23 protein-coding genes are annotated in these 23,432 nt (G+C 47.0%); 9 read left to right on the forward strand and 14 right to left on the reverse strand.

What is annotated here, in order from left to right; genetic code table 11:
- The first annotated feature begins 87 nt into the window (after positions 1-87).
- The 3 genes from GKG34_RS14820 to GKG34_RS16105 all read left to right on the forward strand — a co-directional run bounded on the left by GKG34_RS14820 (position 88) and on the right by GKG34_RS16105 (position 1,414).
- Positions 88-438 carry an LPD28 domain-containing protein gene (locus tag GKG34_RS14820; protein WP_044953780.1) on the forward strand — a complete coding sequence of 117 codons (351 nt, stop codon included), beginning with the start codon at positions 88-90 and terminating at the stop codon, positions 436-438.
- A 123-nt stretch (positions 439-561) separates the two neighbouring features.
- On the forward strand, positions 562-1,302 hold the full coding sequence (locus GKG34_RS14825; protein WP_173015266.1) for a recombinase family protein: 741 nt from the start codon (positions 562-564) through the stop codon (positions 1,300-1,302).
- Positions 1,280-1,414, forward strand: coding sequence for a hypothetical protein (locus GKG34_RS16105; RefSeq protein ID WP_005942710.1), 135 nt, complete (start codon positions 1,280-1,282; stop codon positions 1,412-1,414). The genes GKG34_RS14825 and GKG34_RS16105 overlap by 23 nt, the downstream gene beginning before the upstream one ends.
- Positions 1,415-1,487: 73 nt before the next feature.
- On the opposite strand, the gene GKG34_RS14830 is transcribed toward GKG34_RS16105, so the two are convergent.
- The 4 genes from GKG34_RS14830 to GKG34_RS14845 all read right to left on the reverse strand — a co-directional run bounded on the left by GKG34_RS14830 (position 1,488) and on the right by GKG34_RS14845 (position 6,766).
- Positions 1,488-3,047, reverse strand: coding sequence for a hypothetical protein (locus GKG34_RS14830; protein ID WP_005942713.1), 1,560 nt, complete (start codon positions 3,045-3,047; stop codon positions 1,488-1,490).
- Positions 3,044-4,762: an AAA family ATPase gene (locus tag GKG34_RS14835; RefSeq protein WP_005942716.1), complete on the reverse strand. Its 1,719-nt coding sequence runs from the start codon at positions 4,760-4,762 to the stop codon at positions 3,044-3,046. The genes GKG34_RS14830 and GKG34_RS14835 overlap by 4 nt, the downstream gene beginning before the upstream one ends.
- A gap of 2 nt (positions 4,763-4,764) precedes the next feature.
- A complete protein-coding gene (locus GKG34_RS14840) occupies positions 4,765-5,667 on the reverse strand; it encodes a hypothetical protein (protein ID WP_005942719.1) in 903 nt (300 codons plus the stop codon).
- Positions 5,668-5,758: 91 nt separating this feature from the next.
- Complete coding sequence (locus tag GKG34_RS14845; protein WP_005942722.1) at positions 5,759-6,766, reverse strand: WYL domain-containing protein; 1,008 nt, start codon at positions 6,764-6,766, stop codon at positions 5,759-5,761.
- A 255-nt stretch (positions 6,767-7,021) separates the two neighbouring features.
- Between GKG34_RS14845 and GKG34_RS14850 the strand changes: the two genes are divergently transcribed.
- Positions 7,022-7,363, forward strand: coding sequence for a helix-turn-helix domain-containing protein (locus GKG34_RS14850; protein WP_005942725.1), 342 nt, complete (start codon positions 7,022-7,024; stop codon positions 7,361-7,363).
- 394 nt (positions 7,364-7,757) lie between these two features.
- Here the strand turns inward: GKG34_RS14850 and GKG34_RS14855 are convergent, their stop codons facing one another.
- The gene (locus tag GKG34_RS14855) at positions 7,758-7,988 is read right to left on the reverse strand and encodes a LysR family transcriptional regulator (protein WP_242821946.1); all 231 of its coding nucleotides are present in this window, start codon (positions 7,986-7,988) and stop codon (positions 7,758-7,760) included.
- 199 nt (positions 7,989-8,187) lie between these two features.
- On the opposite strand from GKG34_RS14855, the gene GKG34_RS14860 reads away from it, so the two are divergent.
- Positions 8,188-9,522: a threonine/serine exporter family protein gene (locus GKG34_RS14860; RefSeq protein ID WP_005942733.1), complete on the forward strand. Its 1,335-nt coding sequence runs from the start codon at positions 8,188-8,190 to the stop codon at positions 9,520-9,522.
- Positions 9,523-9,635: 113 nt separating this feature from the next.
- Here GKG34_RS14860 and GKG34_RS14865 read toward each other — a convergent pair whose 3' ends face one another.
- The 6 genes from GKG34_RS14865 to GKG34_RS14890 form a co-directional block, all read right to left on the reverse strand.
- A complete protein-coding gene (locus GKG34_RS14865; RefSeq protein WP_154256728.1) occupies positions 9,636-10,388 on the reverse strand; it encodes a DUF4866 domain-containing protein in 753 nt (250 codons plus the stop codon).
- 394 nt (positions 10,389-10,782) lie between these two features.
- A complete protein-coding gene (locus GKG34_RS14870) occupies positions 10,783-12,039 on the reverse strand; it encodes an AAA family ATPase (protein WP_005942741.1) in 1,257 nt (418 codons plus the stop codon).
- 16 nt (positions 12,040-12,055) lie between these two features.
- On the reverse strand, positions 12,056-12,703 hold the full coding sequence (locus GKG34_RS14875; protein WP_154256730.1) for a relaxase/mobilization nuclease domain-containing protein: 648 nt from the start codon (positions 12,701-12,703) through the stop codon (positions 12,056-12,058).
- Complete coding sequence (locus GKG34_RS14880; protein ID WP_243139285.1) at positions 12,678-12,917, reverse strand: antitoxin; 240 nt, start codon at positions 12,915-12,917, stop codon at positions 12,678-12,680. The genes GKG34_RS14875 and GKG34_RS14880 overlap by 26 nt, the downstream gene beginning before the upstream one ends.
- 372 nt (positions 12,918-13,289) lie before the next feature.
- Positions 13,290-13,487: a helix-turn-helix domain-containing protein gene (locus GKG34_RS14885; RefSeq protein ID WP_154256734.1), complete on the reverse strand. Its 198-nt coding sequence runs from the start codon at positions 13,485-13,487 to the stop codon at positions 13,290-13,292.
- Between the two features lie 227 nt (positions 13,488-13,714).
- The gene (locus GKG34_RS14890) at positions 13,715-15,340 is read right to left on the reverse strand and encodes a hypothetical protein (RefSeq protein WP_005942755.1); all 1,626 of its coding nucleotides are present in this window, start codon (positions 15,338-15,340) and stop codon (positions 13,715-13,717) included.
- Positions 15,341-15,700: 360 nt separating this feature from the next.
- On the opposite strand from GKG34_RS14890, the gene GKG34_RS14895 reads away from it, so the two are divergent.
- From GKG34_RS14895 to GKG34_RS14915, 4 genes are all read left to right on the forward strand, one after another.
- Entirely contained in the window at positions 15,701-17,389 is a 1,689-nt protein-coding gene (locus GKG34_RS14895; protein WP_243139286.1) for a hypothetical protein, read from the forward strand.
- A gap of 13 nt (positions 17,390-17,402) precedes the next feature.
- A complete protein-coding gene (locus GKG34_RS14900; RefSeq protein ID WP_005942762.1) occupies positions 17,403-18,509 on the forward strand; it encodes a hypothetical protein in 1,107 nt (368 codons plus the stop codon).
- A gap of 19 nt (positions 18,510-18,528) precedes the next feature.
- Positions 18,529-18,816: a hypothetical protein gene (locus GKG34_RS14905; protein ID WP_044953782.1), complete on the forward strand. Its 288-nt coding sequence runs from the start codon at positions 18,529-18,531 to the stop codon at positions 18,814-18,816.
- A 655-nt stretch (positions 18,817-19,471) separates the two neighbouring features.
- On the forward strand, positions 19,472-20,506 hold the full coding sequence (locus GKG34_RS14915) for a tyrosine-type recombinase/integrase (protein ID WP_005942770.1): 1,035 nt from the start codon (positions 19,472-19,474) through the stop codon (positions 20,504-20,506).
- 105 nt (positions 20,507-20,611) lie between these two features.
- Here GKG34_RS14915 and GKG34_RS14920 read toward each other — a convergent pair whose 3' ends face one another.
- From GKG34_RS14920 to GKG34_RS14930, 3 genes are read right to left on the reverse strand one after another with little or no spacing between them, the layout of a single operon-like run.
- Positions 20,612-21,271 (reverse strand): helix-turn-helix transcriptional regulator, encoded by a 660-nt coding sequence (locus tag GKG34_RS14920; protein ID WP_005942773.1) that lies wholly within the window; start codon positions 21,269-21,271, stop codon positions 20,612-20,614.
- The gene (locus GKG34_RS14925; protein WP_082210856.1) at positions 21,252-21,791 is read right to left on the reverse strand and encodes a DUF3990 domain-containing protein; all 540 of its coding nucleotides are present in this window, start codon (positions 21,789-21,791) and stop codon (positions 21,252-21,254) included. Before GKG34_RS14925 ends, GKG34_RS14920 begins: the two co-directional genes overlap by 20 nt.
- Before the next feature lie 16 nt (positions 21,792-21,807).
- Positions 21,808-22,947 (reverse strand): XRE family transcriptional regulator, encoded by a 1,140-nt coding sequence (locus GKG34_RS14930; RefSeq protein WP_242821948.1) that lies wholly within the window; start codon positions 22,945-22,947, stop codon positions 21,808-21,810.
- Positions 22,948-23,432: the final 485 nt, after the last annotated feature.

Genomic DNA, 23,432 nt, shown 5'->3' on the forward strand with positions numbered 1-23,432 from the left:
CCAATCCACAGCACCCTGAAACTATTGTAGCATTCCGCTGGAGAGCGGTCTATAAATACTACTATTTTATTATACGAGGAACGCCTTATGACCTTTAATGCAATGACCGAACACTACGAGGAGATTACGGTTTGCAGAAAGCCTGCGCTGTTCACCAGCATCCGCATCAAGAGGGATACCATCCCGGATGGTCTGTACGCCTACGATGTCCGGCACGACGATGAGTGCCGGGGCATCCCTTGTGAGATCGCGCCCTTTGTGATGGTCAACCACTGGGGCACCATTATTCTTGCGGAACCGCTGGAACTGCCGGATGATGGGCGGCGATATATCGACGAGGACACCGACTGGAACTACGCTCCTTTGGATGGCGAGGACACCGCCAATCACAAACCGTGCACTACCATTTCTGATTTTATGACTGCCTATGCCCACTAAAACTGTATTAAAAATACCGTATATTCTGTTTTGTATTAAAATCAGCCGTTTTCAGACCATTTCAAGGTGCAAAACACAGTCTTAAAAATGTCGCTCGTTATCTTTGAGCCAGAAAGGAGACGCATGAACATCTATGGCTATTGCCGCATCTCTACGGCAAAGCAGAGCATTGACCGTCAGATCCGCAACATCAAGGCCGAATACCCGACTGCCCATATCGTGCAGGAAGCCTATACTGGCACATCCATTTTTCGCCCGGAATGGCTGAAGCTCTATCGGATTCTAAAATCCGGGGATACGGTGGTGTTCGATTCGGTGTCCCGGATGTCCAGAAATGCAGAAGAAGGTTTTACTCTGTACGAAGACCTTTACCACAAGGGCATCCGGCTGGTGTTCTTGAAAGAGCACCACATCGACACCGAGACCTACAAAAAAGCCCTGTCCGGCAGCATTGCCATGACAGGGACAAATGTGGACTTCATCTTGAAGGGCATCAACGAGTATCTGATGGCCTTGGCAAAGGAGCAGATCAAACTGGCCTTTGAGCAGTCCGAAAAAGAAGTTGCCGATCTGCACCAGCGTACCCGTGAGGGCCTTTTGACCGCCCGGCTGAACGGCAAGCAGGTTGGTCGCAAAAAGGGTGTTGGCTTTGAAACGAAAAAAGCCAGAGAAGCCAAGCAGATTATCCGCACTCACTGCAAGACCTTTGGCGGCACACTTGACGATGCTGAGTGCATGAAGCTCACCGGTCTTGCCCGGAATACCTATTATAAGTACAAGCGTCAGATTCGTGCTGAACTGATGGCTGAACAGGATTTGCCGAAAGGAGCAAATGTCTTTTATGAACCGCCAAAATCATTCTGAGTCGGAGAACAAGCTTACCCAGGAGGAAAAGCAGGAGTTTTTGGAACTTCTGGCTCGTCTTTCCCCGGAACAGCGTGAAGCACTGAAAGAAGTGCTCAAATCCTTTACCTAAGCAAAACAGTGCGGAGTGGCATCATGTCACCCCGCACTGTTTATTTTTTATTTACACCCCAAAAACGAACTTTTTAAAATCCCAAAAATCCAGCGAAATTACTGACTAAATTGCCAACATGCTCCAGCACTCGGGACCCTATATCGGCAGCCTTCTGTGCAACTTTTTTCACAACGGTTTTTCCTACCTCAAAAACCTTCCGTGCACCTTTTACAGCAAGCTCGCCCACTTTGGAGCCAGCCATATAGGCAACGGTTCCTCCGACAAAACCGCCAACTGCTGCACCGACTGGACCAAATGCCAGACCGACAGCGCCGCCTATCGCTGCACCTTTGCTCATGGAGGCCAAGCCCGCCACGGTTGACACCGTGGTTTCCTGCATTTTTTCAAAACCCTCCCGGAGGGTAAGTTCCCCAGTGGCAACCTTGCCCAGCACCTTTACATTTTCCACCGCAACGTATGCGATATTTGCAAAAGTGCCTGCGGGCGTACCCTTCGGGATCACGGAGAGGATCTCTTTTTCTGAAGCCACTTTCAGCGCACCTGCCGTTGCTGCCTTTACGCCAAAGTCGGCACCGCCGGTCAGAGCAGCCTCCACTACTTCCTGCCCGTCGATTTCTTCTCCGTTCCAGACCTTCTGTGCCACAGTCATACCTGCACCGATCACAGCCCCTTGCAGTGCTGCTGTACCCGCCTGTTTGCCGATGCCCATGGCAAGATCCTTGACCTGATACTCGTTCCAGTTCAGTTCACTCCAATTGCCGCTCTGGGCCTCTTCCTGCATCTGCTTGGCTTTTTCCTTACTCAGAGGCTTGCTGGTGGTTCCATCCGGCGCTTCAATGACATTGGACGATTTCTTTTCGATTTCCTGTCCGTCCGGGATCAGTTTTCCTTGGCCACGGTAGTCCCCTTTTTCAAACATCTCCCCCGTTGCGTGGGAATCCTGCCCGTACTTGCACTGATACCGCTTGACGATTTTGCCTTCGCCATCTACAATGACGACATCCACCGAATTTTTTCCGTAAGCACCATCCGGTTCCAGCACCTTAGCACGATATTCGCTTCCTGTTGCTTCGGCATTCAGGTTAAAAGTCTGTGCATGGTACTGTTCCGCAATATACCCGTCCAGATTCGGGTTCTGGCTGGGCACACCAGCCTTAGTGTTAATAGTGTGGTAAAGCTGCTCGTTAGCTGTATCCAGCGCCTTATCCAACCCAGCCAAATAGACCGAGGCTTCCTGCGCCGACATTGCCGAAATTGATTTCTGGGTCTGCGCGGCAAACCAGCTCTCCCTGCTGCGGCCATTGGCAACAGCTTCTTGCAGGGACTGGTGCATCGCTTCGTTCCGGTGCAGAGTGGTAACGATCTCGTCCGTCATCTTATGGATCTCTTCCGAAGGTTCCTCCGGCAGATATTCCTGCAGCTTTCCACCCAGCCATTGCTCCACCGGCTGTTCCGGGTGGCTGGTATAGCTCTGCATAAAATCCGTGTAGATCGGCTTGACCTTTTCCCAGTCCTCCGGCGTGACCTCCGGTGAACCGGTTTTCTGTTCCAGCAGTTCCGGCTCCGGCATATCCACTTCCAGAACAGTCACATCCACTTCTTCATCATAGGGCTGCACAACCGTTTTCATTGCTGCTTCCCTTTCTGCTCTTTCATCAGTACTCCAAACATATCAGCATATAACCCGCGCTTTGCGCTTGTGACGCTCGCAGCCGTTTTTACTCCCGGTTCCGCTATTACCTTTGCGGCCTCCGCTGCGGCCTCCGCACACGCCCGCAAGGGATTCGGTTCCGCTTTTGCTTTTGCAGCCTTCACATACGCCTGTGAGGGGTCCGGTTCTTTTTCCTTCTTGTCCTCCAGACTGGCAGGTTTGATGTCGATCTTCTCCACAGTTTTCTGGATGCTGGCGATCTTATCTTTCAGTGTGCAGGAAATGGACTTGGTGTCCTTGATGGAGCGGATCAGATCGGCTGTGGTAATGGTCGTTCTACCCTCGATGAAGGCACGTTCAATGGTATCCTTGACCACAGCTTCCAGATCTGCGCCATTGTAACCTTCTGTTTCTTTGATAAGTGCAATGGAATCAATGTTCTCATTCCACTTTTTGCGCTTTTTCAAGTGAATTTCCAAAATCTTCCGGCGCTCGGTTCCATTGGGCAAATCCACAAAAAACAGCTCATCAAAGCGGCCTTTACGCAGAAATTCCGGCGGCAGACGGGAGATATCATTTGCGGTCGCCACAATAAAGACCGTGTTCTCTTTTTCCTGCATCCAAGTCAGGAACTGACCAAACAACCGTGTAGTCACATCGTTGCCGCCGCCCTCGCCGCCGACACCGGCAAAGGCTTTTTCAATTTCATCGATCCAGAGCACACACGGGCTGATGGCCTCCGAAAGCTTGAGCGCGTTCCGCATATTTTCTTCGGATTCACCCACATACTTTCCCAGCAGCCGTCCCACGTCCAGGCGCACCAGCGGAATCTCAAACAGACTTGCCGTCGCCTTGGCAGTCAGGCTCTTACCACAGCCCGGCATACCGATGATCATAATGCCTTTGGGCACATCCACACCGAACTTGATGGCCTTGTCCAGCTCCCGGAAGATAAACGCCTTGCGGTACAGCCAGTCTTTCAGATTTTCCAGACCGCCGATGTCCTCAATACTTTCACTGAAATTAACGATCTCCAACATGCCAGATTTCTTGATGAACTGCTCCTTTTCCTTCAGGATCAGAGCCTTATCTCCTCGTGTGATACAGCCACCGTCCTGATACGCCAACGTCAGAATCTGCCGGATCTGGAACTCGTTCAGCCCCTTGAACGAAAGGGCAATTTCGTCAATGGTGTCAGCATCCACCTCAATTTCCATATCTGTGATGAACGCACGAATAATGCCCCGAATCTCATCAATGGTCGGCAGCGGGATATCAAAAATCGTAATGTAATTTTCCAACTCACGCGGAATGACCGTCACTTCAGAGATAATAAAAATCGTAGCACTGTAATTCTCGTTATAGAGGTTGTTTTCCGCAATGCGTTTCAGGTACGCAATTACTTTGGGATTATCCAGTTCCCGGTGGACATCCTTCAGAATCAGGAAGGTCTGCTGCTCGAACCCATCATCCATGGTCAGCTTCAAAAATTCTTCCAGAGAGCAGCCCTTCATAGGGCTTTTGGTCTTAAAGTCCACAAGTCCAAGCGCATTGTTGAACTCCACACATTTTGCACCCTGCCCAACGTGCGCAATTGCCGCATCAATCACCTTGAAATCAAAGTGATTAATGTAAATGATTGGGTGCAGCGCGTCAATGTAGGAAGCCAGGATATTTTCTGCACTGCGTTTCATCCTTACACCTCCATGTAAAGCATGGTGCGCATGGAAGAGTTGCTCTTATAGTCAATGCCGTCTACAACGGGGAATTTGCCATTGATCTGAGCACTGCCAAGATCTCCGCCGATCACACCAGCAGAACGGGCAAAGTCGCCGACTCCAATGCTGAGCAGCATATATTTCTGTCCCTTCGGCTTCAGGTCCTTCCAATAACCGTCCGTAACACCAGAAAAGGATTTCAGGTTGTCACCCAGTGTTTCCATAATTTCTTTTTGTCCCAGCATTGTTTTAATTTTTTCATAGAGCACATAGTTGTCAGAACCTGCCGGGAAGGTCAGATTCTCCGGATCGGGTGCAAAGCAGACTTCACGTGCCTGCTCATTCATCAGGAAGCACATGACAGCCAGAAGCATCTTCTGGTCAGCCAATTCCGTTAAAACCCTGCGGTAATCATATTGCAGCACCCACTTGTATTTCTCTACGATCTCCTGAATAGCCGCCTTGATCTGCGCAGCATCATTTTGGTTTTCGAAAACGGTATTGAGCAGGCTCCGATATCCCTGCTGATAATCTTCAATGATGCCTTCTACCTTATAACCTTCCTGTTTGTACTGCTCGTTCTCGCTCTCGCTTTCCACCTTATATTTCAGGATGTAAATGCTCTTTTCTACTTCTGCCGGGTCGCAGGGAATCTCAAAGATCCGAATCAACTCCTTGATGATGCCCATGGAATCTTCCGAACGGATTTCTTCCACCTTTTTCAGCTCTTCTTCGTAGCCGCGCACCTTCAGCCAGCGGCAGAGCAGACCATTGCGGTAATAGTTCAGCACATCCTCAATGGAAAAATTGTTCTGAAGATCTTCAATCGTGCGTACCGGTGTGTTGTCACAGATCAGATTGAACTTGATAGTTTTAGCCATTTTCTTTTACCTCCTGCTTTCTAAGTGTGTTCCTTTCGGTTCATTTCGCAGTTTAGTTTTATTCGCTCTCCTTGTTCGTAAGACAGCCTCCTTAATATTGATCGTCCATCTTTTCAATTTCCTGTTTCATCTCCTGCACCAGCGTTTCCGGCGCAGTCACTTTGACTTTGCCTCCTTGACTGAGCAGCCACATTTTCACGCCCGTTCCAAAGACTTCTGCTTCAATGGAGCATACGCCCTCCTGTTTGTCCACAACTTTTGCCATGGGGAACTTGTCCAGCACAGCTTCCACCGATGGGCCATAGTAGTTGAAGCTGATCTTCTGCGGCTCTCCGCCGAACATGAACTGTGTACGGTTCTTATACTCGCCCTCTTTGAAGCGTTCTTTATAGGGAACAGAAAACTTTTCACCTGTTTCCTTGATGGAATGTATCCTGTCGAGCCGGTAAATGGTAGGATATGGGTCGTTCTTTTTGTGGAAAGTCTCTCTGGTGGAGTGGTCTGTGATAATACCCATGAGATAGAAATAATACTCTGAGAACATCAACCCCACCGGCTCAACCGTCCGTTTTACGATCTGATGTTCTTTCAGCTTCTGATACTCGATTTCCAGCACCGACTGATTGCGGATTGCCTGCGCCGCCATCCACAGGTTATCCGGGTCAACGGCTGCATGAGCCGGGTCGTGATAGTTGAACAGCTCATTGCTGATGAACCACTCAATATCGGCTTTTTCTTTTTGAGACACACAAAGGTTCAGGATAATTTGCAGTTGCTTTTCCACCTGCTCTCTGGTGAAGGCTCGGCTTTCCAGCAGAATCTTACATAGGGCCAACACTTCACCTTTGGAAAGCTGCTCAACTTCCTGTGTGACCAAACGGTATCCGTTTTCCTTTTTGTCGTACTCGATTTTTCTTACAATGCCTTCCTTAGCGCACTGTTCTGAAAGAAAATCTCTGATGCTGTCAATATCTCTCTGGATGGAGCGGACGTTCACATAGTACTGCTCTGCTGCTTCCTGCTTGTTGATAAGCTTGCCAGAAAGAAAATCCTGATAAAGTTCCAGCACACGGGTCGTTTTTAAGGTATCTGCTGTCATTGGTTTGTCCTCCTCTTCGGTTCAGCCCCATTATAGCAACGAAGATGGACAGGGAGTGTCTACCATATCATTTTTTCAGAATGTTTTACCACAAATTTTATCGAATCGATTTCTTTCTTGTATCATATCACCCAAATTAGATGCCAGTAATATGATTTTTGCTATTTAAAGTATACGACTTATACAATTATCGGTCAAGCCTTATCACAATAAAATCGTAAGTACACACTACGATTTATCCAAGGAGGCCGAACCATGGAACGAGAGAAGCCCACATTTGATATCCTGGGCCGCATTGAACAGGAACGCCTTTCCCGCGGCTGGTCTGAGTATGCCCTAGCAGAGAACTCCGGGCTGACCCAATCCACCATCTCAACATGGCGGAGAAGAAATCTCCAACCCAATGTTGCTTCTATCGAGAAAATCTGTACAGGCTTCGGCATTACCCTCTCTCAGTTCTTTCAAGAGGAAGAGCCTGTTTATTTAACCAATGAGCAAAATGAGCTTCTTGATCTCTGGGCTAAACTCTCTCCTGTTCAAAGAACAGCGGTCTCTCAAATGCTGCGTTCCTTCCTATATATAAAAGAAGAGGAATAAATTTTTTCCGCTCGTGAGCCGCTTGTGTCAAAAGCGAATTTCCGCGAGCACCCTCTCACGGCACACCCATTTTCAGAATGGGTGTGCTACAGGGGCGCTTGCAAAAATTCACTTTCGACACGCGCGTCTCACTCACGGGCTGTATTTTTGTAGCTTCTTATATAAGATAAAATCCAACTATTCCGCAGCAAAACACGAGGCTGTTGCACAAGGATAGAAGCCAGTGCAGTAGCCCTTTTTCTTGCTCTCTCGGCACAAAGATGTGGAAAACCAGTGTCAAACGATCAAAATATTGAAAACATAACGTTAAAGCAAAAGACCAGAGTTGTAAAGCCTTTTGCTAAATAACTCTGGTCTTTTTTGTTGGGGCGTGTGCAACAGCCCCTCTTTGTTCTTATTTTATCTGCGGTGTATCCTTTCGCTGCCGGGAGGATCTCAGATATTCCAGCAGCGTCTGGCTCACCACAGAGCTTTCCGTCTTGGAAAGCGCCAGCCTCACTTCCTGTTCCAGCTCCCGGATAGCATTGGTCAGGCTGGGCTGAGAAATATAGAACTGCTGCACTGCATGGCTGATGGTGCCGGTGCCGGCAACAGCCGTGACATAGCGGAGTTGTTGAAGGGTCACGGCAGTTTCCTTTCGGCGTGTTTTTTCTATCCTCCCGCAGAGCCGCCAAAAACGCAACGTATTTTCTTCTTTGAAATACCAAACGAACATTGCCGGCATATCCAAGATACGTTTTACCCGTCCTGCAATTTCCCTTATAATAGCACCGCAGTCTTGAAACGGCTGCAACATTCCCATATCACAAAGGAGGCTTTCCGGTATGGGACAACGGCAAAGTGAGATCATCAAAAATCACATGGAAGTCTACTGGCACGACTATGCGTCGGCCAGCAAGGGCGTTCCCATTACCGAGGCGGGGCTTGTGGAAAAAGCCTCCGTCATTGGACGCACCGGGCTGATGCTGCTGGAATGCGGCACCGGCGCATGGCGTGTCCGAAGCTCCATGAACACCCTTTCGCGGGAGCTGGGAGTCACAACAACAGCGGACATCGGCCTGTTGTCCATTGAGTTCACCTGCTTTGACGGTGACCAGTGTTATACCCAGTCACTCTGTCTGACAAATACGGGCGTGAATACCTCCCGACTGAACCGACTGGAGCATTTCGTCAACGACTTCGACCGGGAAGGAAAATTTATGACCGGCGAAGAACTGCACAGCCACCTCGATGAGATCGAGCGCATCCACGGCTTGTATTCGCCCATCGCACTGGGCTTTGCAGCTGCACTGGCCTGCAGCTGCTTCACCTTTCTGCTGGGCGGCGGCATTGTGGAAATGCTGTGTGCCTTCTGCGGTGCAGGCATCGGCAACTTTGTACGGTGCAAGCTGACAAAGCACCATTTCACCCTGTTTCTGGGCATTACGGCGTCGGTCTGTTCAGCAAGCCTCGTGTATGCCATCCTGCTGAAGCTGGCCGAGGTGCTGTTTGCCGTATCGGCGCAGCACGAGGCGGGATATATCTGCTCCATGCTCTTCATCATTCCGGGCTTTCCGTTCATTACCAGCGGCATCGACCTTGCCAAGCTGGATATGCGCTCTGGGCTGGAACGTCTGGCCTACGCCGTCCTCATCATTCTGGTGGCAACCATGACGGCTTGGATCATGGCACTGCTGCTGCATTTGCAGCCGGTGCAGTTCCCTGCCCTGAGCCTGACACTCCCGGAAGAGATCGTGTTCCGGCTGCTGGCAAGTTTTGGCGGTGTGTTCGGCTTTTCGCTCATGTTCAACAGTCCCCGGAACCTGGCAGTCTGCGCCGCCCTTATCGGTGCGGTAACGAACACGTTCCGGCTGGAGCTGGTGAGCCTTGCGGGCTTTCCGCCCGCTGTTGCAGCGTTTCTGGGCGCACTGCTGTCCGGACTGCTGGCCTCCTGCCTGAAGAGCGCCGCCGGTTATCCCCGTATCTCCGTCACCGTGCCGTCCATCGTTATCATGGTACCGGGACTGTATTTCTACCGTGCCATCTATAATCTGGGCATCCTGTCTCTGATGGACTCCGCCACATGGTTTGCAGATGCCATTCTCATCATCGTAGCACTGCCGTTAGGGCTGATCTTCGCCCGTATTGTCACTGATAAGACTTTCCGTTATTGCACCTGATGTGCAGCATTTCCATTCTCCCATATAAGGCAAAACGCAGCGAATCTTTTAACGGTTCGCTGCGTTTTGTTTTGCTGTGATGCACTTATAAAGGGAGTTCGTTTACAGGGCGTTTACTCGCCGTAAACGATCTTGGTAGCAGTTTCCACATGGCGTTCCAGCCGGTCGGCAAAGTGTTCCAGCGGCAGAAAAACGCCAAGTTCATCGTAGCGGGTTCCGCCGTCCTTGAGCGTATCCTGTCCATAGTAGACCACGGAACGGGGCAGTGCGTGCTGCAGCTTCATCTGGATATCCCAGACGGTGGAGTAGGCCTCCGCTTCCGTTACCTTCTGCTTCACGGTGTCCGGCAGTTCGTAGATCAGCAGCAGCCCCAAATGCTGGTTGTAGTGGTACTCCACCACATCCATCGATCCTTCGTCGTAGCCGTGATACTTGCAGTAGCCGCTGGCAAGGTACATTTTTACCTTTTCCTGCTTCTGGAACACCCGGATGAACCGGTCGTATACTTTGCTGCTCACGGCAAATTCGTTGTTCGGCAAAAGAACGCCGGCATCATCCGTCAGGATCACCGGGTTCGGCTGACCATCGGCGTTGAATTTGAACGGGATCAGGGCAGCGTTCCGTAGCAGGTCAAACATACTGTGCTGGCAGATCGCCATCAGAAAGGCAGACAGATCCTTGTTCTCGTAGGCATTGAACAGTGCTGCGGCAAACTGCTGTGCACTCACGGCCGGCGCATCCAGTACGTCTGCCATGTCCAGCGAGTCGTTGAAGGTATCCATCAGGCGTCGGCAGGCTTCTGGATTTTTCAGGATCTCCCCGAACAGTGCCTCTGCCTTTTCTTCTCTTGAAAATATCGTTGCCATCAAAAAGACCCTCTTTCTGTTTATTTCCAGCTACCTATTATAGATTCATAATGCCCCACTGTGAAATACTGCTTTCATATTGCTGCTATATGCAGAACACTTTTTACACATTTTCCAAGTGCCCGGATAATGGACACTGCAATCATGAAATTGCACGAGGGAAATGTTTTTCCTTCTGCTCGCATTGCGAGTATCTGTGGTTCTAATTCTTTGATTTTGGTATATTTTCTGGACATAACAAAACCTCCTCGTGTAGTTCTATTATCCTACACGGGGAGGTCTTTTGTCTATTGTCTACTTTTTACGGACCGGTTCAGCCTTTTGGCTAAATAACTCTGGTCTTTTTGTTGGGGCGTGTGCAATAGCCCCGTTTTATCATTTTGAATAATAGGTTTTAGATACAAGATTCCCGAATTTTTGCAAGATCACTGTTCAGAAGCGTTTCATGTTCCAGAAGACCATGCTGCACAGCAAGCAGAAATTCCTTATTATTATGAAGAATCTTATAGGCTCTGCGGTAAAGTTCTTCCAGTTTTGCTGACTTGATGGCTTCATTATAAGAAAGTCTCTGCTCAGACATTCTGTTGTCCCCTGATTCAATTCCTACGAAGCCACCACCTGCAAAGTGACACTGCCAAATATCCATGAGCTTATCTGCTTGCTCTATATCGGCTGATGCCTGAATATCCATAACACCATAGATCAGAGACACACCCGCTCTGCCTGCCAATGTTTTGGTTACTTCATCCAGAAATTCCTCCTCATTTTGTGCATAAGTAGCACAGCCATTTGCCATACCACCAATTACACCTTGGCTTCCGCGAACCGTGACAATTCCAATGCTTCCGGGGTGAAGAACTTCTCCGACCACTGCATGGGCTGCTTCATGTACTGCAATCTTCTGCAACTCTGAGGAGTCAGTTTCCTTATCCGTTTTTTGGAGTTTATATACCACCTGAAGAAGAGCTTCTATGATATCTTCCTTCTGGATGTGCTCATGACTTTGGTAGACACTATTCAGCGCAGCAAGGTTCATTACCGTTTCCAGTGTAGCACAGCTTACCTTGGGCATAGCCTTGACGATATCTGAGATCAGCACATCCTCTGCCAAATCTTTATCCCTGAGATAGTAGCTGACAATGTTCTCTGCATTCTCTCCAATCGGAGGTTGCAGATAGATCACATAATCAAATCTACCCGGTCTCAACAGGGATGGTGGCATATACCTTGTATCGTTAGTAGTAGCAATCACAAAAAGATCTGTGTCCTTTGCATCATCAATACAGGCTTGCAGACAAGCCCATTCCGGCGCATAGGGAGAATTCGATTCTACATAGAGGTTCAAATCTTCTAGGAGCAGTATACTAGGTGCTTCCTCCTTTGCCATAACAAATACAGCCCTCAATTCATCCAGAAAACTGTTTTCCTGACTGGTTTTACGAAAAACAAAAGGCTTCCGTTCAGATTCTTCTATCAGGATAGATGCCAGCAGACTTTTTCCCAGACCAGGATCAGATTCCATCAGCAGCCCTCTTGGAATAGAAATGCCCTTTCTTTTATAAACCTCCGGTCTTTTTAGAATATCCAGAATCTGACGCAGAATGTCTTTCGTAGATTCGTAACCGATCACTTTTTCATCAAACTTATCCATTGTGCTATCCCCTTTTTTATTTACCTATTTTAGCTCGTTTATTTTGCACCATTTGACCTTTTGCAGTTATCGGAACGCTTCCGTATCGAACGATATCATCGCCATACAATGCAGCTTCTCTTGACTGCCTCATTTGGATATTATTTTGAAGCATCTCGTCGAACTCAGATTTCCACTGATTTGTTACTGACACGAGCATTTTTCTCTCAGCTTCCCACTGAATATGAAACATATTCTGTGTTTGAAACGATACTGCACAAACTGCAAAATGAATATGTACATTAAATCTATCCGCATGAATTCCATAGGCTGTAATATAACCGTTCTTCGCATAGATACTTGCTATTCTTTCTGCCAGAGATACTACATCCTGTGGCAGAATACAATCCGTTGCCGCGAAAGAAACAATGCGGTGTTTTGCAAACTGCGGAATACCTTTATGTCTTCTCCTGACTTCAAAAAGCATCAGATGAAAAACTGAACTCGGATCACACAAATATTCATTGGGAATCATCGCTGGCTGACAACCTGCCAAGGTATTTGTTATAGTATTCGCTCTTTGACTATCTTCTGCTGTTTTATCTAATCTAAGAATATATTGTAGTAACCGTTTTAAATCTTCCAAAGTTTCATACTTCTCATTTTTGAGTTCGATATAACACATATCTATGAACCTCCTCTTTTATCCCTTCCAGATCTTTTTCACTCGCATAATATCCAATATTAGATATAATTTCATCAACAAGGTCTGCATCTATTTTGGTAAAATAGATTGCGCTCTTAAATACTTCTGTGGCATTTTTACCAGTTTCATCCATTCTCTGTTGTAAATGAACTTTATCTTCATCTGTCAATCGTATACTAAAGATATTTCCCATTATAAGCACCTTCTTTCTATTCATATATTTCATAAAGATAAATTAATATCATTGAAAATATAGATGAGAATTTATAGAATAAAATATTATTTATGACGGCATCCGCCTCCCCCTCCTAGCAAGAATAGCCAAATGTATATACACTACACATTCGGCCATTCTTGTGCGACCGTTTGTACTACAACTATTCCATTCGGCCGCTTTATTCTAATGTTAGTGCCTTTAATAAAGATCAACTTCTACCTTCCTTCTGCTCCATGCATTATTTAGCATTAACACTGGATTATCTACATGTGCATTCCTCTATCAAACATTATTTTCAAGCAACAGAAAACCCACATGGAGTCATTATCCATGTGGGCATTTTTCGTATTACCATCCAGTAGCTTTCATATGAGCTTCCTGCACAATATATTCTTGTACTGCTCTCTTAGGAATTTTCCAAACTCGACCGATCCTCATAGCTTTTATTTTTCCCAACTTCAAAAGCTTATAGGTGGTGTTCATACCACATCCCAGCATATCGGCAACTTCTTCCGGGGTTATCAGAGTATCATAATAATCAAACATAACGGCAAATCCTCCTTTGATGGTTTACTATACTGTTGCCGAATGTCAAATCATACCAGATACAGAAAAAGGGCGACCACTTGCGTGATCGCCCTGAATTTATGTCAAAAAGCTATTATGTGTCTCTTGTTCCTACACTTTCAAAAAAATTTTGCTTGAAAATTCCCATTTTCTTGATATTAGGGAGCATTTAACGCTCATTTTTTTCGGAAATGTAGGATGTATATTTAACTCTTTTCTGGGCTCCACCCAATCACCAGTTTATTTCTTTCAATAAACTGAAGCTTCATATATTTCAAATAATCTCCATTCGCTTTTTTCGGTATCATCTTATCAAGCTCGAATAGTGTAATTGGAGCTTCCATTGTCTCAGGTTGATCCAGCATTCCAATTATATAGTCAGATAGTGCTCGAATTATCTCAGGACGTCTCTTTATTTTTTTCAGTTCCAACAACGTATCTTCTGATATTCCAGATTCAAATTCAATTTGATTTTCATTAATATAACTCGACAGATATGCAAACATTTTTTTGAGAATCTCTGCACTATCTTTTGTTTCATTTTTCACCGCGCTATATAGTAGCACACAAAAGCACGTATTATATAGCGGAATACACCATTCGGAAAAGAAAGCCACGCCTTCTTCATATATATTTTTCCACTTTTGTACATCATCTTCTCTCTGCGCTGTAGTTACCAAATTTCCATATATATCATTTGAAATTACCTCTTTCCATGTTGTAATATCCTTTCCTTTTTTTATAGCATTCAATGCCTCAAAAGCTATATCCACCAGTTCTGCTCGGTTAAGAATATTGTTGCATTTAAAAATATTGTCCAATCTAGTTACTGATTCTCTATCGAAGAAAGCCGTTCCCATTGTATTATAAACCTTGACCACATTATTCCACAGGCGCATCACAAGTTGTACTCCAAGTGCTTGCTCAACTCTAATTCTAATATACAATCGGTCAGCCGATGTTAGTTTATCTTCTTTCCTCAATTCAATGAGATCTTTATATGTTTCTACGATTCCTACAATCACTTTTTTTGCAATTTGATCATTAGATTGTCCGCTCTCTGCTTTGTTATGCGTTTCCTGCGCCTCTTTTATTATACTAATTTTTTCAAGGCTCTTGCTTTTTCTTCGGAATACAGCCGCTACGTCCAAATCGCTTAATTTAAGCCCTTTTACTTCCCGCTCACCCTCTCGGAATTCACTAGGTCCTTCTACAAAGAACCCATTAAAGTATGGCATAAGTTCCAATTTCTTATTTATGCCCTGAATACTTGTATTCAAAGCATGATTTCCTGACGACTTTTTATTTTTCTTTTTTGTGTCTATGCTTAAAGAGCCATTATCTTCTCCGTTTTTATTAATAATAATTTTACCCGGTTGAAAGTTATAAACCTTATTTTGAATCAAGTAATCCATCCCTGCAATTACACCGTCTTTTACATTATTTTTATCAGATTCAAAATAAGTATATTCTACTGCATCATATGCGCTTATAGGATTTCCCTTTCCAATTAATTCGCGCAACTGGCAATAAAAGTATACAACTGCATTTTTCTTAAAAAATTCCAGCCTTCCATCAAAATAATTAAGGGAGCCTGAACATATAACTCCAAACGCCATCGATGGCCTGTCTTCGACCAAGGGATCAAACAACTCATACGCGCTTTTCCCCACCCAGTCAACTAGATTTTCCTGCTTTGGCATTTTTCGGACGTCTGGCATATCTAATCGAAAACTGTACCTTAAGATACTGTCGGCGACATTGCACCGCCGTATAAAGTCGTTCACTAACTTCTCCGCTGCTTCATCCTGCTTTTCTTGATTTTTCTTCATTCGTATACCTCAGTTATTTTAAATATTATATTTCATGCAGTTTTTCAAGGCAAACTCATTCATTTAATTCATTATATCATATATAGTTCTTTTTTCAATAACATTCTATCGTTTAAAGAAGCACTTCTACCTCTTTGTTGCGATTTAGCTCAAAAAAGACTATCCTATGGTCACCGGAAGCGCTCCGGGGTCTGAGCCAAGCAAAACAAGGCTCACTCGATGCCTAACACACATAACCGGCAGGAGGTATAACGATGATCTACAATATAGCATAGCCCTTGAGGCACCGGCACCTTGCTACGAAGGAAACGTAGCAGTTGATCCTTGAAAACTAAATATAGAAAAAGGGAGATGTATGGCATGAGTATCTATCAAGCGCCGCAAGTTCCGCAGCCAGCTGTCACATTTGGAGGTGGCAATTATGTAGATTTATCGACAGTAAACATGCTGCAGGCGCAAAACGCTGCTCTGCAGCAGGAAAACGTTGCTCTGAAAAGTGCGAACCAGTCTCTACAGCAGCAAAGGGCGAATCCGCTTTGTAAAGCAGCTAATCGCGCCTACCTGCGAGAATTCACCGCATATAAAACAGAGAGTCTCGTAGAATTTCCCGACGGAAGGTACCACCTTGTTAAGGAAAACCCTCTTGGTGAACTCTACAAGGTTGTCAAGCCCGTGTCAGACTGTACAGAATTCTCTGCTCGATATGCGATCGATCCACGGGACGGCTCTACGAGTATTGAAGTCCGGTACAGACTTCCTAACGGAACTCTTTCAGGCTTCCGTGTTGCCGATGACAAATTTCAGCAGAACGCTTTGATTCAAGGATTTTACAAAAGTGGCGGCACACTCCGCTGTGGAAAAGATGGTCCCCGGTTGTTTTATATGCTCGTTGCGCAGCTTTTGAGTAAGCAGGAGATCTATTTTCAACCTATACCCGGGTGGAATATCAACGCCTCAAGATGGTTTTTCAAAGAGTCGGCAGGACGTGAGGCACCGCTGGATAGTCCGATTCTTCGTCCTGATGCTCTGACATCCGAAGACCAGATGATGATGGCCGCGGTCATCGGATTATCCTTCTTGAAGACACGTCTTCCTGAAGACATGCAGCCGACTAAGCCGTTTGCTGTGATCTCTGAGAGTTTTTCGATCACAACAGAGATCACTCTCAATTGCAAGCTCGCCGAGCTTAAAAAGCAGCTGAACCATCATCGAGACGACTTGCTTATCCATGTCCGTGGTGGATTTGCGTCCAACCGGTATCAGAAAGCTACGAATTATGATTACCTCTCCGATGAAGCCGAGAAGGGAAGCGCGAGTCGTTCGATCTACATTGTTCAGGCAAAAGAATTGACGCCGGAGATTCGTGAGCATTGCATTCCGATCCAGTTAAATCCGGCAGAGGCTTGCTCCGCTACTACCGGTGTAGATTCTGTAACATGGAATGATTTGATTTCCTTGGTAGAGGGCAATCCCAACGAATTTGATTCCCGCGTGTATCGCGCATATAAGGAGGAACGTGACAGAATGGAAGGATCAAGTTTTTGTCAGGAAATTGCCGTTTTACGTGCTGTAAGCGAAATCATTTGCTGGACGTTTTCTCAAAAAGCGTCTTTTTCCGAAGAAAAGGTTCGAGATGCTTATAGAACCGCCTTCGATCACTATCCTTCCCGGTGGGATTCTATGCTAAACACAACCGCATCGGATTGCTTCCGCAATGCCCTTTATGCAGCTGCACGCGAACAGACCATCCGATTCCGGGACATTGGTGATTTAGACGAGACTTATTGCAAAGAAAAGGAGGTACTATATGATGAGTATAAGCTCTATCTCACCCTTGATCTTGTGAAACGTTTGGTCGCAAAGCGCATGCCGGAATTTCTTACATCTGACGTTCTGGCTCAGTTGACTGAAGCTGGCATTCTTTCGAGCTCTATCGTAAAGACGCTCACGCTCTCTACCGGGCATTCCAAAAATGTCAGGCTTCGATCAATTAATCGCAGCTTTGTGAATGGATATGGTCGTCGTGACATTACAACTATTTCAACCTAAAGGAGGTTATCTTATGATTTCAAGGCCAGAAATCCAGGCATTCCTTGGCACGTATCAGGAAGGTGCTGAAAAATTCCCGGTCCACCTTCAACTTCACCCCGGAGTTGATCCTTCCAGTATATTCCTTACTGGATCAAGCGGCAGCGGAAAATCCACGGCGGGGCAATGCATGGCAATTCAATTCGCTAAGCAAAGAACCCCCTTGCTCGCATTGGACCTTGGACACACTTTGTCGCCTGATCACATTTGCCCACCGCTGTCCTCTGAATTTGAGGCACTGGCAATCAGGCATGATCTCTACAATGAACCTGTGGCCACCGACATTCTCAATCCTAAACCTTGTGGAAGCAATACAGAGTCCCCCTATGACACGGCCTATGGTCTTTGCCAGATCATTGGACAAAATAATCGTTTTGGCCCTGCTCAAATCGCATCGCTCACAGCCGAGGTCAAAACGATTGTGGAGCGCCGGGAAATTTGTCCCCATATCTTCCCAAGCATTCTTAAGGCATTGAAAAGTTCCACTTCTGCAAATGTCCGCATGTTGGGAAATCGACTGGAGCCGCTTCTCCAGCATGATGTGTTTGAACGCCGCCAAAACGGAAGCTTTTCCCTTCCGATTTCGCCTCATATACATATTTTTGATGTGAGCAGCTATCCTGATACAATCAGGACTACCTTGGCAGAACTTCTGTTGTACGATTGGTTTCGCTCCGCTCGTGCGCTGCAGATTCCCATCGTTATCATGGTCGATGAAGTGCAGAATCTCAGGCTTGGTCGCGGCACGATTCTGAACCGAATTATCACAGAAGGCCGCAAGTTTTCAATCGGTTCTATTCTAATCTCACAATCTTTGAAGGGCTTTGCTCCAGATGAGCAGTTGGCGTTGAGTCAGACTGGAACCAAGCTTTTCTTCAAACCGCCGCTCACGGAAATTCGAGCCTGTTCCGAGATGCTAGCCGAACCAGTTCGGCGTTCCGGAACGGTCGAGCTTCTTAAAAAGCTGAAGGTCGGTCAGTGCCTTCTGTTATCCGATTTCACGTACATCGGAGACTCGCTCCAACCCAGCTCCGACTGTATTCAGGTAAGCATCAACTTTCCGACATCTATTATTGAATAAACAAGTAGGAGGATTTGTCATGAACATCCCAGATGGATTTTTTAACGATCCTGTCTCCCTAGAGTATTCTGATCTGCTATCAACTATGAGGCCCGCCATCTATTTTACAGCGCCTCCATGTTGCCACTCCGGCGATTGTGGATACATCGATTGTAGTGCTATCACGCTGCGTGACCAGAGTCAATTTTTTAACTACGGCTATGTCGTTCCCCCTTTAAACGCCCAATATGAGGAAGTACAACCTGATTTACATTCTTTGGAGCGTTATGACTTCTCAAAGGAGCCAGATCTTCCCTGGTACCCTTAATCGCCCTTTAAGAGTCCTATATCTCAAAAAGATATGCTTATTATGAAAAGCCACCTGTGCTTTCCATCAGTTTATGAAAGGAGAGAAAAATTATGGTTAATAAGCCGCAGGATTTTCTTACACTAACAGGTGCCGCACGTCGTGCACGGAGCGAAGGTTATGATATAACATACCACAGTCTCCGCAACCTCGTAGCCGCCGGTTACATAAGTCACGTACCGAACGGATCACGTATCTACATCTTTTACCCAAATTTGGTAAATTTCATCCAGAATGGTCTCACAGCTGAACAGAGCCTGGAGTACCAGCTCTCCCGCGCCCGTAACTAATTCGACCATCCGCCCTCGGCATCCTCCAAATGCCGGGGGCATTTTTGAAGCAAGTTCAAAGCAATAGGAGGTTCAATTCTATGTTCTGTGAAAATTGCGGTCATCAAATCTCAGATACCGCTAAATTCTGCTCTGCCTGCGGTCATCCCGTTGGCACAGCGCCATCCCCCGGTGCAGTAGCTCCACCTGCCGTTCCAGCCAAACGAGAATCGCCCCGGCTGAAAGCCTCGTCTGGCAATGGCAGCATCACACGAATGTCCGGAACACGCCGGAAGCCATGGCTGCTCCGAATGCCAATCCCTGATCCTCACACCGGAATTACAGTCATGAAGGCTGTTGGCACCTACGTCACCCGTGAAGAAGCAGAAGCTGTCCGCGCCGAAATGATGAAGCGTCCGGCCACACCCTATCAGGACTCTACCCTGCAGGACTGCTTCCGGATGTTCAAAGAGTCCCGTGAATATAAGGGCCGGTCCGATAAGGCTCGCGAGCTCTATGACATTGCGTGGAAATATCTCCGTCCGCTGTGGCACTTCAAAATTGCCGCCCTCTATGCGCAGGACTTTCAAAACATCTTAGACAAGATGGCCGATAACGGCCTGTCTCAAAGTATGTTGGAAAAAGAGCGTACTCTTATCAGTAAGCTGTATCGCACAGCCATTGGCTGGCGTGTCGTGGATGCCAACCTTGCATCTGTCCTGAAAGTCGAAGGACGCAAATCTCCGGAACGCGAGATTTTCACGGACGAACAGGTGACGCTGATCCTGAGCCAGAAGAACACGCCCACCGGGCAGATGGTAATTGCTCTTCTGGCCTGCGGAGTGCGTATCTATGAGCTGCTGCACTTCAAACACGAAGATTTTCACCGCACGGAATCCGGTGCTTATCTGATCGGCGGCTGCAAGACCGAAGCCGGACGCAACCGCATCATTCCCATTCTCGACTTTGGCATCCCGGTTTTTGAACATGCGTATGCCACCTCTGTGGAAAACGGTCCGCTCTTTCCCAATGGAAAAGGCGGTTTCTGGAATGAAAAGAACTGGCGTAATCGCAAGTTCTATCCTTTCCTGGAGGAAATCGGCATCCAGCCGAATCCTTACGACGAAAATGGTAAGCGCAAACCGGAGTTTGCCGGGAAGCTTGCCACCTATACGCCCTACACCACCCGCCATACCTACGCCAGCCTTTGTGACCGCGCAGGCGTCAACAAGGATATCCTGAAACGCGCTGTCGGGCACACGCCCAAATCCAAAACGTTAGATGAAGTCTATCTCCATCCGAAAGCGACCCAGATGATCGAAGCATTTGATAAGGCCAATCAGCTGGTCAATGATGAAGTTCTGACCACAACGAAGGCATAACAACTTCAAAGAGAAAAGCTGCCGATCCGTGAGAATCTTTCTCTCATGGATGGCAGCTTTCTTTTTTTGTTTGCACAATCTGTGTCAGGTCTCATCGCTTCATTCTTATTTAAAATTCAGCGGTGGAACTTTCTCCATCAGATCCTCCACGTTGCAATTCAGCGCACGCGCAAGGCGAAGCAGCGTTTCTGCTTGTGCTTTGTTGATGTCCTTCTGTCGCTGTTCGTACTGCTGGATGGTACGCACAGGCACATCAGCCTGTCCTGCCAGTTCCGATTGGCTCAATCCGGCCAATGTGCGCATGGCTTTCAGGTTTGTTTCCGGCTTTGCCGCACGGTACAACTCGTTCATCTTGTCTGCAAACTGCCGTACATCCATCTCGTGGTAGGGCGTATACAGCAGCCGCACCGCCGTGATGGGCACCGCCTGCTCAATCTCTGCAAAACGCAAACTGGTCAGCCACTGGTAATAGGCAAGAGCCCAGCCTGTCCAGTATTCCGGGCTGCGGTCGTAGGCATACGAGGGTTTCTGCATGGGCACGACTTCGCCCGCCTGCTCCAGTACAGCGCGGGCAAGTTCTACACCGGACAAGCCCACCAACACAGAACAATCCCCCTGCTCGAACCGGGCAGACAGTTCACTGGTCACAAACCACTGCCATGCCGTCTCCAACGGATAATGCAGATCGTTGACAAGATAATCCAACATCCGGGCAAGATTTTTCTGTGCAGCAGAAAGATAGCTTTTATCGTAAGCGTGGATCATTGGGCTTCATCTCCTCGTCGAGAATCGTGGTAATATAAAGGTCTCCCCTCTGACGGCGGTTGCGCTCCACGTCAAGATATTGGCGGCGGGCTGTCTGGTCACGGAAGGCCTTTTTCTTATACCATTCTTTAGAGTCTGCGGTCTCATAGCCGAGAAATTCCAGCTGTTCAAAGGCCGCTTTGCTTTTCAGCACGAACTGCTGCCCCAGCTTGCCCAAGCGCATGGCATTGCACAACTGGCGGTAAGAGATTGCGCCGTTGATAAAATCAGATGCAAAGGAAAAATAGCTGTCCTCTGCCCTGTAGCCAATGATGATATCTGCAGACTTATAGTCGAGGTGAAAAGTGTTCATCAGGTATTCTTTGGCTTCTGCGGCCAGCGGGGCAGAAGTATCGAATTCGCGGTTCTCCAAAAGAATCGTCAGCCAATGCAGCATCGTGTAACCGGGAGCGTTCAAATCCAGAATGGTCAAACCGTCGCATTCGATTTTATACCGGTTAGCGTAGCCATTGTGGTCGATGCCAACGCCCCACTTTTTACCCTAAAAGCACTCTTGCTCTGCGCTGTACCTCTTTTTCGATCATCTTCAAGCGATTTGGCGGCAGATTATAACGTGTCGCTCTGCGGTCAAAATGGAAATCCAGCAGCTTATGGAGCATTGTACGGTGACGAGGTTTCATTGCACTCTTTGCAGCTGCAAAGAAATCATCGTATGCAAGCGGAAGCAGTGTGCGGGCATATTCATCAAATGCTTTCTGGTTGTCCCAAAGATCCTTTCCGCCCAGACTGAACAGCGAGTTTCCGTGGTCAAACAGCGGTGCGGGTGCCGCAATCGTGTTGGTCTTATTATCTACCAGCACACCAAAATTTCCATAGTGGCGGTCAGTGTTGCAGATGATCGCATCAAAGACCAGCATATCTTCCAGCGCATCCACAAAGTTCTGACCTAACGTCTGATAATACGCAAAAATTGCTTTTATTCCACCTTTGGACACAAGCTGTCCGATGGGAATATAAGAATACTCTTTGCTGGTGAACAGCTCACACTTGGAACAAAGCGTCTTTTTCAGGTCTTTCGTCAGAGTGTAGCGAATTGCATTTACACCCATTGCCTGCGCAACTTGATAGGCGTACAGTTCCGAGTACGGTTCAAACCCCAGATTGCTGAACCCTGACGTACCCCCTTTATAAAGGTAGATTTTTCCGTTTTGTCTGCGCCAGCATTTTGGCAGCATCCCGTTGGTCGAGAACTCCGGGCAGGACGCAAGCGAAGTTCGTATGCTGCTGCCATATCCTGTAAAGGCGATTGCTGCCAGCACCTGACTGAATCGGTTATCGTAAAGATTTACTTTTTCAAAAGTATCCCCGGAACCCTCTGCATCTACCCAAAAGCAATCATTGAGTGAAAGTCCTTTGCAGACGGTGATAATTCCCAGCGGACGATTCAAAGAAAGCCCCACCTTAGAGAGCAGAGCATCTACATACGCTCGGTTCTTCGGAATTGTGCGATGCCGCAGCCAGCGTTCTACACCATCTTCTGATACAGTCAGGTTCAAAGGTAAAAAGGAACGGTTTTCTTCGTAGACCTTTATAATATGGAGGTCAGTATCTGCACTGTCCATGTTTGCTTCAAAGGTAAGCAGTGGCAAATCAAAATGCCTGATGGTGTAGCGCACAGCGATTTCTCCTTTCATCCATGATCTTTTTCTTTATTATACGGCATCAGAATCCGAATGAAAAGCACCGTCGTCATTCTGCACAAAATTCAAGGATAAAATTTTATACCCCAAAATCTGCAAAAATCGGGTTTTCAGAGCCATTTTGCCGTTCCTCTCCGAATTTTGCTACAGATCTGCTACAAACTTGCTACAAACGACTGAAAAGGGGGCCTCCTACACGTTTCATTATCAATATGCAAAAGTGAATCCGTTTCATTTTTGCATATCAAAAAGCACGTAGGTACAAGAAAAGGCCGCTTACCTTTTCAGGTAAACGGCCTTACGTTTGGTGGAGCATTGTCCACAGCACTCGAACCCAACACTTCCTCACGGGTGACCGTCTTGGCATCGTCCGTGAAGTTGAAGTTGAGTACGACCCGGTCATCAAAGACGTAGACCGAGTTGACAAAGGTATCAATGATCTGCCGCTGGTGTTCCGTGCT

Origin of the sequence: Faecalibacterium sp. BIOML-A4, from assembly GCF_009679665.1 — a bacterium.
GTDB classification, from domain to species: Bacteria; Bacillota; Clostridia; order Oscillospirales; family Ruminococcaceae; genus Faecalibacterium; species Faecalibacterium taiwanense.

Excerpts from the sequence above, each read along its gene's own strand:
- GKG34_RS14820 (WP_044953780.1), top strand. The coding sequence starts at position 88 with ATGACCTTTAATGCAATGACCGAACACTACGAGGAGATTACGGTTTGC.
- GKG34_RS14825 (WP_173015266.1), top strand. The coding sequence starts at position 562 with ATGAACATCTATGGCTATTGCCGCATCTCTACGGCAAAGCAGAGCATT.
- GKG34_RS16105 (WP_005942710.1), top strand. The coding sequence starts at position 1,280 with ATGAACCGCCAAAATCATTCTGAGTCGGAGAACAAGCTTACCCAGGAG.
- GKG34_RS14830 (WP_005942713.1), bottom strand. The coding sequence starts at position 3,047 with ATGAAAACGGTTGTGCAGCCCTATGATGAAGAAGTGGATGTGACTGTT.
- GKG34_RS14835 (WP_005942716.1), bottom strand. The coding sequence starts at position 4,762 with ATGAAACGCAGTGCAGAAAATATCCTGGCTTCCTACATTGACGCGCTG.
- GKG34_RS14840 (WP_005942719.1), bottom strand. The coding sequence starts at position 5,667 with ATGGCTAAAACTATCAAGTTCAATCTGATCTGTGACAACACACCGGTA.
- GKG34_RS14845 (WP_005942722.1), bottom strand. The coding sequence starts at position 6,766 with ATGACAGCAGATACCTTAAAAACGACCCGTGTGCTGGAACTTTATCAG.
- GKG34_RS14850 (WP_005942725.1), top strand. The coding sequence starts at position 7,022 with ATGGAACGAGAGAAGCCCACATTTGATATCCTGGGCCGCATTGAACAG.
- GKG34_RS14860 (WP_005942733.1), top strand. The coding sequence starts at position 8,188 with ATGGGACAACGGCAAAGTGAGATCATCAAAAATCACATGGAAGTCTAC.
- GKG34_RS14865 (WP_154256728.1), bottom strand. The coding sequence starts at position 10,388 with ATGGCAACGATATTTTCAAGAGAAGAAAAGGCAGAGGCACTGTTCGGG.
- GKG34_RS14870 (WP_005942741.1), bottom strand. The coding sequence starts at position 12,039 with ATGGATAAGTTTGATGAAAAAGTGATCGGTTACGAATCTACGAAAGAC.
- GKG34_RS14875 (WP_154256730.1), bottom strand. The coding sequence starts at position 12,703 with ATGTGTTATATCGAACTCAAAAATGAGAAGTATGAAACTTTGGAAGAT.
- GKG34_RS14880 (WP_243139285.1), bottom strand. The coding sequence starts at position 12,917 with ATGGGAAATATCTTTAGTATACGATTGACAGATGAAGATAAAGTTCAT.
- GKG34_RS14885 (WP_154256734.1), bottom strand. The coding sequence starts at position 13,487 with ATGTTTGATTATTATGATACTCTGATAACCCCGGAAGAAGTTGCCGAT.
- GKG34_RS14890 (WP_005942755.1), bottom strand. The coding sequence starts at position 15,340 with ATGAAGAAAAATCAAGAAAAGCAGGATGAAGCAGCGGAGAAGTTAGTG.
- GKG34_RS14895 (WP_243139286.1), top strand. The coding sequence starts at position 15,701 with ATGAGTATCTATCAAGCGCCGCAAGTTCCGCAGCCAGCTGTCACATTT.
- GKG34_RS14900 (WP_005942762.1), top strand. The coding sequence starts at position 17,403 with ATGATTTCAAGGCCAGAAATCCAGGCATTCCTTGGCACGTATCAGGAA.
- GKG34_RS14905 (WP_044953782.1), top strand. The coding sequence starts at position 18,529 with ATGAACATCCCAGATGGATTTTTTAACGATCCTGTCTCCCTAGAGTAT.
- GKG34_RS14915 (WP_005942770.1), top strand. The coding sequence starts at position 19,472 with ATGAAGGCTGTTGGCACCTACGTCACCCGTGAAGAAGCAGAAGCTGTC.
- GKG34_RS14920 (WP_005942773.1), bottom strand. The coding sequence starts at position 21,271 with ATGATCCACGCTTACGATAAAAGCTATCTTTCTGCTGCACAGAAAAAT.